Origin of the sequence: Mesorhizobium sp. M7A.F.Ca.ET.027.03.2.1 (genome assembly GCF_003999175.1) — a bacterium.
Lineage (GTDB): Bacteria > Pseudomonadota > Alphaproteobacteria > Rhizobiales > Rhizobiaceae > Mesorhizobium.
Map to the genome: position 1 here is coordinate 1 of NZ_RZOM01000100.1, position 9,626 is coordinate 9,626.

General features: G+C 62.5%; 11 protein-coding genes and 1 pseudogene. 8 read left to right on the forward strand and 4 right to left on the reverse strand.

Going from position 1 to position 9,626, the window contains the following annotated elements; translation table 11 throughout:
* Positions 1 to 336: 336 nt before the first annotated feature.
* Positions 337 to 1,389, reverse strand: a complete 1,053-nt coding sequence (locus tag EN750_RS06990; protein ID WP_127396002.1) for a GTP-binding protein — start codon at positions 1,387 to 1,389, stop codon at positions 337 to 339.
* 196 nt (positions 1,390 to 1,585) lie between these two features.
* Between EN750_RS06990 and EN750_RS06995 the strand changes: the two are divergent.
* Positions 1,586 to 2,317 (forward strand): annotated as a pseudogene (locus EN750_RS06995) (intradiol ring-cleavage dioxygenase).
* Here EN750_RS06995 and EN750_RS07000 read toward each other — a convergent pair.
* Entirely contained in the window at positions 2,281 to 2,466 is a 186-nt protein-coding gene (locus EN750_RS07000) for a hypothetical protein (RefSeq protein WP_127266502.1), read from the reverse strand. The pseudogene EN750_RS06995 and the gene EN750_RS07000 overlap by 37 nt on opposite strands.
* Positions 2,467 to 2,532: 66 nt before the next feature.
* Between EN750_RS07000 and EN750_RS07005 the strand changes: the two genes are divergently transcribed.
* Complete coding sequence (locus EN750_RS07005) at positions 2,533 to 3,003, forward strand: MarR family winged helix-turn-helix transcriptional regulator (protein WP_127396003.1); 471 nt, start codon at positions 2,533 to 2,535, stop codon at positions 3,001 to 3,003.
* Positions 3,004 to 3,027: 24 nt separating this feature from the next.
* Here EN750_RS07005 and EN750_RS07010 read toward each other — a convergent pair whose 3' ends face one another.
* Positions 3,028 to 3,897, reverse strand: coding sequence for an AraC family transcriptional regulator (locus EN750_RS07010; RefSeq protein WP_127396004.1), 870 nt, complete (start codon positions 3,895 to 3,897; stop codon positions 3,028 to 3,030).
* Positions 3,898 to 3,946: 49 nt separating this feature from the next.
* Between EN750_RS07010 and EN750_RS07015 the strand changes: the two genes are divergently transcribed.
* The 6 genes from EN750_RS07015 to EN750_RS07040 all read left to right on the forward strand — a co-directional run bounded on the left by EN750_RS07015 (position 3,947) and on the right by EN750_RS07040 (position 8,829).
* Positions 3,947 to 4,354: a DUF2000 family protein gene (locus EN750_RS07015; protein WP_127331396.1), complete on the forward strand. Its 408-nt coding sequence runs from the start codon at positions 3,947 to 3,949 to the stop codon at positions 4,352 to 4,354.
* Positions 4,355 to 4,546: 192 nt separating this feature from the next.
* The gene (locus EN750_RS07020; RefSeq protein ID WP_164748949.1) at positions 4,547 to 5,431 is read left to right on the forward strand and encodes a DMT family transporter; all 885 of its coding nucleotides are present in this window, start codon (positions 4,547 to 4,549) and stop codon (positions 5,429 to 5,431) included.
* Between the two features lie 77 nt (positions 5,432 to 5,508).
* The gene (locus EN750_RS07025; protein WP_127396005.1) at positions 5,509 to 6,531 is read left to right on the forward strand and encodes a LacI family DNA-binding transcriptional regulator; all 1,023 of its coding nucleotides are present in this window, start codon (positions 5,509 to 5,511) and stop codon (positions 6,529 to 6,531) included.
* Positions 6,528 to 7,511, forward strand: a complete 984-nt coding sequence (locus EN750_RS07030; RefSeq protein ID WP_127396006.1) for a 2-hydroxyacid dehydrogenase — start codon at positions 6,528 to 6,530, stop codon at positions 7,509 to 7,511. The genes EN750_RS07025 and EN750_RS07030 overlap by 4 nt, the downstream gene beginning before the upstream one ends.
* An 82-nt stretch (positions 7,512 to 7,593) precedes the next feature.
* On the forward strand, positions 7,594 to 7,977 hold the full coding sequence (locus tag EN750_RS07035; protein WP_164873919.1) for a hypothetical protein: 384 nt from the start codon (positions 7,594 to 7,596) through the stop codon (positions 7,975 to 7,977).
* A 180-nt stretch (positions 7,978 to 8,157) separates the two neighbouring features.
* The gene (locus EN750_RS07040) at positions 8,158 to 8,829 is read left to right on the forward strand and encodes an outer membrane protein (protein WP_127396008.1); all 672 of its coding nucleotides are present in this window, start codon (positions 8,158 to 8,160) and stop codon (positions 8,827 to 8,829) included.
* A 34-nt stretch (positions 8,830 to 8,863) separates the two neighbouring features.
* Here the strand turns inward: EN750_RS07040 and EN750_RS07045 are convergent.
* The coding region (locus EN750_RS07045) for a gamma-glutamyl-gamma-aminobutyrate hydrolase family protein (RefSeq protein ID WP_145967469.1) at positions 8,864 to 9,626 on the reverse strand (763 nt) is incomplete at its 5' end.

The window sequence follows — 9,626 nt, forward strand, 5'->3', positions numbered from 1 at the left end:
TCGCAAAATGCGGCACGTCGCCGAGAAAGACGGCGGCGATGCAATGGCCTTCGAGATCAAGCGGGGCGACGGTTGGCATGGGAGATTATTCCATTCGAGATTTATGCTGGTCGTCTAACCTCGCTGGGTCGCCAGCGCGGCTGGGTGCGGCCGGCCTTCTCCCCTTGTGGGAGAAGGTGGATCGGCGCGCAGCGCCGAGACGGTTGAGGGGTGGGTGACGGATCTCCGTCAGCGCCAAGCTGGAACACCCCTCATCCGACCGAGCTTCGCCCGGCCACCTTCTCCCACAAGGGGAGAAGGAAGGAGGGGCAGCGCTAGCGCTATAAAGTCTGGAAATCAAGCCGCCTGGCAGGCGTCAAAACTCTTCTTCAGCCGCTCGGCGTCGAGTTCCCTGCCGATGAACACCAGCCGGCTCTCATGCTTCTCGCCGTCCTTCCAGGCGCGCTGGTGGTCGCCCTCGATGATCATGTGCACGCCCTGGATGACATAGCGCTCATCATCGCCCTTGAGCGCGATGATGCCCTTCAGCCGCAGGATGTTGGGGCCTTCCATCTGGGTGATCTTCTCGATCCAGGGGAAGAATTTCTTCGGGTCCATCTCGCCGCCGCGCAGCGACACCGATTGCACCGTCACGTCATGGATGTCGGAAGCATGCGCATGATGGTGGTGCCCGTCATGATCATGGTGGTGATCGTGGCCGTCATGGTCGTGGTCATGATGATCGTGATCGTCATGCGCTTCGAGGAAGTGTGGATCGTTTTCCAGTGCCCGGGACAGATCGAAAGCGCCGCGGTCGAGTACTTCGGTCAGGTCGACGCCGGCGCGGGTGGTACGATGGATCTTTGCCGCCGGATTGATGGCGCGGATCGTCGCCTCGACCTTGGCGAGCTCTTCTGATGTGACGAGGTCGGTCTTGTTGAGTACGACGACGTCGGCGAAGGCGATCTGGTCCTCGGCTTCCCTGGAATCCTTGAGCCGCAGCGGCAGGTGCTTGGCGTCGACCAGCGCCACCACCGCGTCGAGCCTGGTCTTGGAGCGCACGTCGTCATCCATGAAGAAGGTCTGCGCCACCGGCACCGGATCGGCGAGCCCGGTGGTCTCGACGACGATGGCATCGAAGCGGCCGGGTCGGCGCATCAGGCCCTCGACGACACGGATCAGGTCGCCGCGCACCGTGCAGCAGACGCAGCCATTGTTCATCTCGTAGATTTCCTCGTCGGATTCCACGATCAGGTCGTTGTCGATGCCGATTTCACCGAACTCGTTGACGATGACGGCGTAGCGCCTGCCGTGGTTTTCCGACAGGATGCGGTTGAGCAGCGTCGTCTTGCCGGCACCGAGATAGCCGGTGAGAACGGTTACGGGGATCTGCGTCTGTGCGTCGCTCATGGCTTGCCTCGAATTATCTGGGCCTCGGAAATTCGGCCTGAGAAAAGGGAATGTCGGCTCCATATAGGATGTGCGCCGGGCTTTTGCACGGGGCAAACCGATGGGCCAAACCGGCTTGCTGCATTGCCGAATCGTTGGCGAAAGCCGTTGTGATCGCCTAGATCAGGGCGACAGAGGCCAATTCGAGAGGCAAGATATGTCCGGCAAGCCATCCTCGTTCTCAATGAGCCGGCGCCAGGCGCTCGGTCTGATCGCGGTCACCGCCGGCGGTGGTGCCTTCCTGCCCGCCGCCGCGATAGCAGACCAGACTTCACCCTATGCCGGACTGGCCTTGTTCGAAAACGGCGCCGGTGTCTGCCACCATCACGCCCGAGGCGACCGAGGGACCTTTCTATTTCGATCCGAAGCTAGAACGCGCCGATGTCACCGAAGGCAAGAAGGGCAGTGCCCTTGATGTACGGCTGCAGGTTGTCGACGCGGGCTGCCGCCCGCTTGCCGGCGCTCGTGTCGACATCTGGCATTGCGACGCGCAAGGCGCCTATTCCGGCTATCCCGGACAGGGTGATGGCCGCGATCTCGACACCTCGGGCCAGACCTTCCTGCGTGGTTGGCAAAGGACCGACGCGAGTGGCATCGTTTCCTTCGCCACGATCTATCCCGGCTGGTATCGCGGCCGCACCACCCACATCCATTTCAAGGTCTTTCCCGACGACAGTTCGGTGATGACCGGACAGTTGTTCTTCCCGGACAGCCTCAGCGAGCAGATTTTCACCGCTGTCGCGCCCTACAACGACCGGTCGGGCGAGCGCGACACCTCGAATGCCGCGGACGGCATAGCCAGGCGGGCCGGACCGCAATCGCAGCTGCGCTGCGCGAGCTGGAGGATGCCTATCAGGCGCTGATGATCATCGCGGTGAAGTCCGGCTGAGCGGCGGTCACTCCATCACTTTGCTCGCGGCGAAAATTCCGGCTGGGAATTCGTTTGTCATCTAACTGAAATAAACATCTGGCATTAGCCACGGCGGACACCACAATGCTTGCCGGCAAAGCTGTTTGAAGCTCCGGAATCTTTTTCATCGTCGATTGCCAACCGGCCGGCTGCCTCTATGCTGCCCGCACCGGTACGGCCGAAGAGGGATGACCATGGCCAAGGCGGATAAGACTGCGACAATGAGCCGGCTGCATTCGGCGGCAAGGCTGGCAAGAACGGCGCTGGCGGCCCGGCTTCTGGCGCACGGCTTCTATGCCGGCCAGGATCAGATCATGCTGGCGCTCGACCGTGAGGACGGCCAGACGCCGGGCAATCTTGCCGGACGCCTCGGCGTGCGCCCACCTACCATCACCAAGACAATCAACCGGCTGCAGGCCCAGGGTTTTCTGGAAAAACGCGCCTCCTCGGCCGACGCCCGTCAGGCGCATATTTTCCTCACCGACACCGGTCGCGACATCATTCACGCCATCGAGAAATCGGTGAAGAAGACCGAAAAGCTGGCGCTGAAGGGTCTCGACAAGAAGGACCAGAAGTCGCTGTTCAAACTGCTTGCCCGCATCGAGGCCAACCTCTCGAACGAGGAACTGGTGCTCATCGACGACGACGCCGAATCGGACGACTGACCGGCGGATTGTCGCGGCAGGCGATCAGGCCGCCGCGGCAGAGCCCTGGATCAGCGACGACCAGCGTCCCGGTGTCATGCCGAACGCCTTCTTGAATTGCCTGATGAAATGGCTCTGGTCGCTGAAGCCGGCTTCGACCGCGATCTGTGCCAACGGTTCGCCGGCGGCGATCATCCGCCGCGCCCGCTGAAGCCGGCGCATCACCAGGAAGCGATGTGGACTGGTGGAGAAAGCGGCACGGAAATGCCGTGACAAGGCATAGCGATCAAGCCCGGTTACAGCTTCCAGCTCGCCGGAACGCACCGGCCGGTTCAGGTTTTCCGTGAGATAGTCGCGCGCCAGCGCAGCCGCCCGCCACGCCGTCCTGCTCATCGGCTTCGCCGACTGGCCGCCATGCCGGATCAGGCTTTGCATCAGTTGCGTCAGGAAGTCGTCGACGAACAACTCGTCGAGTTCCTGCTCCAGCGGACCCAGCGCCGAAAGCAGCGTTGCGCAGAAGGCGGCGTCCGCCACCACGCCATCCCTGACAAAAGGCAGCGACGCGCCGCCAAGGCAGTCGAGCATCAGCGACGGTTCCAGATAGAGCATTCGGTAGCGCAGTCCGTCCTCGGTGCCGGCGCCGCCGTCGTGCAACTCGTCGGGATGCAGCACGATGATCTGGCCCGGAAGGCTGTGGCGCGCAGCGCCGAGATAGCGAAACGTCTGCACACCGTGCAGCGTCACCCCGATCGCATAGGTGTCGTGGCGATGGAGGTCGAACGCGCTGCCATGGAAGCGCGCTTCGATCCGCTCCATGCCTGCGGGATCGGGGGCGGAGATGATGCGGTTTTCCGCCGCATCGACGCACAAACGTCCAAGACCCTTGAAGGCCTGGCTGTCTAGATCGTGCGACATCGTCTCCTTCAGCCTCGCATTGGGGCACAAACCGAATGGCCAATGTCTCATGTTCGATACGAAATTTGCAATCGTGCTCAGGGAAGATCTGCCGGTCTGGCAGAAACTCAACGTCACCGCTTTCCTGACCAGCGGCATCGTCGCGCAGTTTCCCGATATCATCGGTGAACCCTATCGCGACCGCGCCGGCAATCTCTACAACCCGCTGTCGATCCAGCCGGTCATCGTTTTGTCCGCCGACCAGACGACGCTGGGCACCATCCACCGGCGCACGCTGGAGCGCGGCGTGACCACCTCGCTCTATGTCGAGGAAATGTTTTCGACCGGCTTTGACGCGGCCAACCGTGCCGTCTTCGCCGAATTCGCGCCTGAAGACGCCAAGGTGGTCGGGATCGCGCTTCGCGCCGACAAGAAGCTGGTCGATAAAATCACCAAGGGCGCCCGCATGCACGCCTAGCCAAGGCACTACGCCTGCCGGCGGCTCTTGTTGTGCCAGCAGGCTTTCATGTCGCGGCAGTCGACAATTGGCTTGCCGGGAGCCGGCAATTCCCGCAAAGGTGGGCTCCAGCCCAGCTTCCCACCCGGCCTGCAAGTGAGTGCTCCCCAAAGACATGTAGAAAGCGCGACGCCCCCGGTGGCGATCGTGTGCATGCTTTCCACCTATGTCTTCTTCACCTTCCTCGACACATCAAGCAAATACCTCGTCCTTGCCGGCGTTTCCGTGCTGGTCGTTGCCTGGGTGCGCTTTGCCGTGCATGTCGTGCTGGTCGGCGCGCTGCTGCGCGGCTGGCGCCAACCGGTGCGGTTTCGTCCGGTCAACCTGCCGGCGCATATCCTGCGCGGGGCGTTCCTGTTCGGATCGACCATATTTAATGTCCTGGCGCTCAAATCCCTGCAACTGGCCGAGACCACCTCGATCTATTTCTTCGGGCCGATGGTGATCACGGCACTGGCCGGTCCGCTGCTTGGCGAGTGGGCCGGCTGGCGGCGCTGGCTGGCCATCCTGGCGGCCTTTGCCGGCGTCCTCATCATCACCCGGCCGGGCGTCGGCGTTTTCGGCATCGGACATCTCTTCGCGCTCGGCTCGATGCTGTCGAACTGCTTCTACGTCATCATGACGCGCCGCATGTCGGCGACCGAGACATCGGAGAGCCTCATCCTGTTTTCGGCGTTGGCGCCGGCGCTGTTGCTTCTGCCCCTGCTGCCGTTTTCGTTTTCCCTGCCGCATGACGGTTGGCACTGGTTCGTGCTGCTGATGCTCGGCGTGTTCGGCGGCGTCGGTCACTGGCTGCTGGTCCAGGCCTACCGGCTGGCGACAACCACGGCTTTGGCGCCCTATCCCTATTCGCAGATGGTGTGGATGATCATTTCCGGCTGGATCGTCTTCAAGCAGTTTCCCGACCGCTGGACATTGGTCGGCGCCGCCATCATCGTCGCCAGCGGTCTCTACATCGTCCATCGCGAGCATAGGCTTCGGCTGCGGAGCCGCGCGGCCTCGGATGTCGAGGCCGAGGCGTTGGCAAAAAAACTTTGATTTGCCCCCGATCGGTGGCATAACGCCGCCTTTAAACAGTTTAGGTCTGGAAATTCAGGTCCGGGGAGCACACGTCGCTGGCACAAAAAATCAAGCTTTCGACGATCGCGGATGCGCTCGGCGTGTCCACGGCTACGGTCTCGCTGGCGCTGCGCGACAGCCCTCTGGTTGCCGGTACCACGCGTGACCGCATCAAGGAACATGCCCGCGCCATCGGCTATATCTATAACCGACGCGCCGCCAGCCTGCGCACCTCGCGTTCCGGCATTGTCGGCGTCGTCGTCCACGACATCATGAACCCATTCTTCGCCGAGATCCTGCGCTCAATCGAAAGCGAGCTCGACCGCAGCCGTCAAACCTTCATCCTGTCCAATCATTACGATCAGCTCGAAAAGCAGCGCACCTTCATCGACACGCTTTTACAGCTCGGCGCCGACGGCGTCATCATGTCGCCGGCCATCGGCACGCCGGCTTCCGACATCCTGATGGCCGAGGAGAACGGCCTGCCGGCTGTGCTGATCGCGCGCACCGTCGAGGGTGCCGACGTGCCGGTCTTTCGCGGCGACGACTCTTATGGAACAGGCCTCGCCACCAACCATCTGATCTCGCTCGGCCACAAGCGCATCGCCATGATCGGCGGCACCGACCAGACCTCGACCGGCCGTGACCGCTACCAGGGCTATGTCAACGCGATGGAGGCGGCCGGGCTGGAAGTCAGGCCGTCATGGCGCATCGCCGGCCCACGCACCAAGCAGGCCGGCTTCGAGGCCGCCGGACAGTTCCTGGCGCTGAAGGACAGACCGACGGCTGCCTGCTGCTGGAACGACCTTGTCGCCATCGGCCTGATGAACGGCATTGCCCGTGCCGGCCTTGTGCCCGGCATCGACATCTCCGTTACCGGCTATGACGACCTCGAAGAGGCGGCGATCGCGACGCCGGCCCTGACCACCGTCTGGAACGGCCAGCGCGAGGTTGGCCGCCGCGCCGCCAGCGCGTTGCTCGACAAGCTCAACGGCCAGACGGTGCGGCCCTCGCAGGAATTGATCAAGCCGGAACTGCATGTGCGTCAGTCGACCGGCAAGCCGGTGGAGCGTGCATGACCAAGGCCGAACAGTTGCAGACCGTCGCCATCCTGGTGCCGGGCGATTTCAACGACCATGCGGTCGACCGCATCAACCGTACGTTCAGGCGTGTCAGAATAGAACGCGCCGATCCGTCCCTCATCACCGACGAGATGCGCAGCGATGTGCGCGGCATCGCTTCGTTTGCCGGCATCAACGCGGCGATGATGGATGCATTGCCCAACCTCGAGCTCATCGCCTCCTTCGGCGTCGGCTATGATTCGGTCGATGTCAGCCATGCCCGAGCGAAGAACATCATGGTCACCAACACGCCCGACGTGTTGACCGAGGAGGTCGCCGACACCACGATCGGGCTGTTGATCAACACCATCCGCGACCTGCCGCGCGCCGAAACCTGGCTGCGCGACGGCAGCTGGCTGCGCAACGGCAATTATCCGCTGAGCCGGCTGACCTTGCGCGGGCGCAGTGTGGGTATTTTCGGCATGGGCCGCATCGGGCAGGCCATCGCCCGGCGTCTGGAAGCTTTTGGCTTGCCGGTCGCCTACCACAACCGGCGCCGTGTCGAAGGTGTTTCCTACCAGTATCATGCGACCCTGAAAGGGCTTGCAGAAGCCGTCGATACGCTGATTTCGGTCGCGCCGGGGGGCGCCTCGACGGAGAAGGCGGTCAATGCCGAAATCCTGTCGGCACTTGGCGCCAACGGCGTCTTCGTCAACATCGGCCGTGGCAGCACTGTCGACGAAGCAGCGCTTGCGGCAGCCCTTGTCACCGGCACCATCGCCGCCGCCGGCCTCGACGTCTTTGCCGACGAACCGAACGTGCCCAAGGCGCTGCTCAACGCGCCCAACACCTCGCTGCTGCCGCATGTCGGCTCGGCCTCGGACCACACCCGCCGCGCCATGGCGGATCTGTGCGTCGACAATCTGGTGTCCTGGTTCACCGAGCGTCGGCCGTTGACGCCGGTCCCCGAGACAGCAGAAGTCAAGGCTAGAAACTGATCGGTGGCCGCCACATTTATTAACGTCAGCTTAACCATTTGGAATCATTGTTCAACCTGTCCGTGTACGTGGATGAAAAATGATGAAAGCACTTTCCGCATTGATCGCTGCCGCAGCGCTGTTTGGCGGCATTCAGCTGTTTCATGGCGGCAGCCGAGAAAGCGTGGCCAACGAGGCCGCCCCGTCCAACAGCTACAGGCTGGTCGCCAATGGCGATGAGGCGGTCTGTGCAGTCAGCCGCGGGGCCGAAATTTCGGACGGTTTGTCGCTGGTCACCGTTGCTCCGAAATGCCGCCGGCTCTTGCCCGGCATAGAGCAGGCGAAGTTCTGGCGCGAGCAAAACGACGGCACGGTCGCCTTCAGCGCCAACGGCGTCGATCCGATCGTCACCTTCGCGGCTGCCGATGGCGACGGCTACGAATCTTATGCCCCGGCGCTACCGTTGCTGTCGCTGAATAGCTATTAATGCCCAGCGGCCTATTCTGCCGCTACAAAGGGCAGGTATCGCACCGCCATGGCGGTTTAGCCAGCCAATCATAGTGGCCGTTCTGCCACGCCGATTGCGAAAAGAAGTTCCACGCTATTTTAGCATCTTGCGATACAAACGAAGATAGATCGTTATGCACCATTCAATTGGGGGCCTAACGTGAAATCCATCCTTCTCGCATCCACCATGCTTGTCGCCCTTTCGGGTGGCGCTTTCGCTGCCGACGCGCTTGTCGAAGCTCCGGTGGCTTACGAATGGAGTGGCTACTATGTGGGCGCGCAGCTTGGATACAATTGGGGGCACGTCGATAGCCACGACGTCAATATCGACGACGGCAGTTCCGATTGGGCTGACTCGTGGAAGTCCGACGGAGTGATTGGAGGTATCCACGCCGGCTACAATCAGGCCTTCAATTCGATCGTTCTTGGCGTCGAGGCCGATCTCGAAGCCTCGGGAGCGGGCGGCTCCGTGGATTCCGCGTATGCGGGCAATATCAAAACCAAAATCGACGTTCAGGGCTCGTTGCGCGCACGTCTTGGCTATGCGGTGGGACCGGCTCTCCTGTACGGTACGGGCGGTCTCGCAGTCGCTCACTTCGATACCAAATATGACGACGGCACCACGACGGATAGCTCGTCCAACACAAAGGCAGGTTGGACTGTGGGCGCTGGTATCGAATATGCCTTCGCGCAAAACTGGACGACGCGGGTCGAGTATCGCTACAGCGATTTTGGCACGTTCTCCGACAATCCAGCGACCGACAGTTCCTGGCTTTACCCAACCGACGTGACGACTCAAACCGTACGCTTCGGCGTCAGCTATAAGTTCTGATCGCGGGTTCGCGCCAGGGGGCGGACCCGGTCGTTTACTCTGCCGCCGTACGCGCTGCCTGGCGGATCAGGGCGTGGCCCCTGACCGCATCGCCGAAGGCCCGGAATATCTTCACCGAATTGCTGTCCGACTTGACCCAGTATTCCGGGTGCCATTGCACGCCGACGGCGAAGGCGCGGGCGTCGCGCACCGAAACCGCCTCGACCGTGCCGTCGGTGGCGACGGCCTCGACCTGCAGCTTCGAGCCGAGCCGGTCGATGGCTTGGCGGTGCAACGAATTGACCTTGATGTCGCCGGCACCGAACACACCGGCCAGGCAACTGTCAGGTTTGATGGAAATGGTCTGGTGGATGGCGAAGCGTTCGTCCTGCTTGTCGCTCACCGGCGCGCGGTGGTCGAGCGAGCCCTCGCGCTCCTGGATCTCGGTGCCGAGCGTGCCGCCCAGCGCCACGTTCAATTCCTGGATGCCGCGGCAGATGGCGAGCAGCGGCACGCCGCGTTCGATCGCCCGGCGGATCAGCGGCAGCGTCGTGGCGTCGCGCGCCGGATCATAAGGGCCATTGGCTTCGCTGGCGTCGCCGCCATAGAGCGAGGGATGCACATTGGATTTCGAGCCGGTGACCATGACGCCGTCCACCGACGACAGGAGCTCGTCGAAGTCGAGCCGGTCGCCAAATGACGGCACCAACAGCGGGAACACGCCGGCGCCGGTGATCGCCGCTTCCAGATATTGCTGCGGGGCGGCGTGCCAAGTGTAGTTGTCGAACTGACGGACGTCGGTCGATATGGCGACGAGC

Bases quoted from the DNA above. Each gene is read 5' to 3' on its own strand.
- EN750_RS07030 (WP_127396006.1), top strand. From the start codon at position 6,528: ATGACCAAGGCCGAACAGTTGCAGACCGTCGCCATCCTGGTGCCGGGC.
- EN750_RS07035 (WP_164873919.1), top strand. From the start codon at position 7,594: ATGAAAGCACTTTCCGCATTGATCGCTGCCGCAGCGCTGTTTGGCGGC.
- EN750_RS07005 (WP_127396003.1), top strand. From the start codon at position 2,533: ATGGCCAAGGCGGATAAGACTGCGACAATGAGCCGGCTGCATTCGGCG.
- EN750_RS06990 (WP_127396002.1), bottom strand. From the start codon at position 1,389: ATGAGCGACGCACAGACGCAGATCCCCGTAACCGTTCTCACCGGCTAT.
- EN750_RS07020 (WP_164748949.1), top strand. From the start codon at position 4,547: ATGCTTTCCACCTATGTCTTCTTCACCTTCCTCGACACATCAAGCAAA.
- EN750_RS07000 (WP_127266502.1), bottom strand. From the start codon at position 2,466: ATGAAAAAGATTCCGGAGCTTCAAACAGCTTTGCCGGCAAGCATTGTG.
- EN750_RS07015 (WP_127331396.1), top strand. From the start codon at position 3,947: ATGTTCGATACGAAATTTGCAATCGTGCTCAGGGAAGATCTGCCGGTC.
- EN750_RS07010 (WP_127396004.1), bottom strand. From the start codon at position 3,897: ATGTCGCACGATCTAGACAGCCAGGCCTTCAAGGGTCTTGGACGTTTG.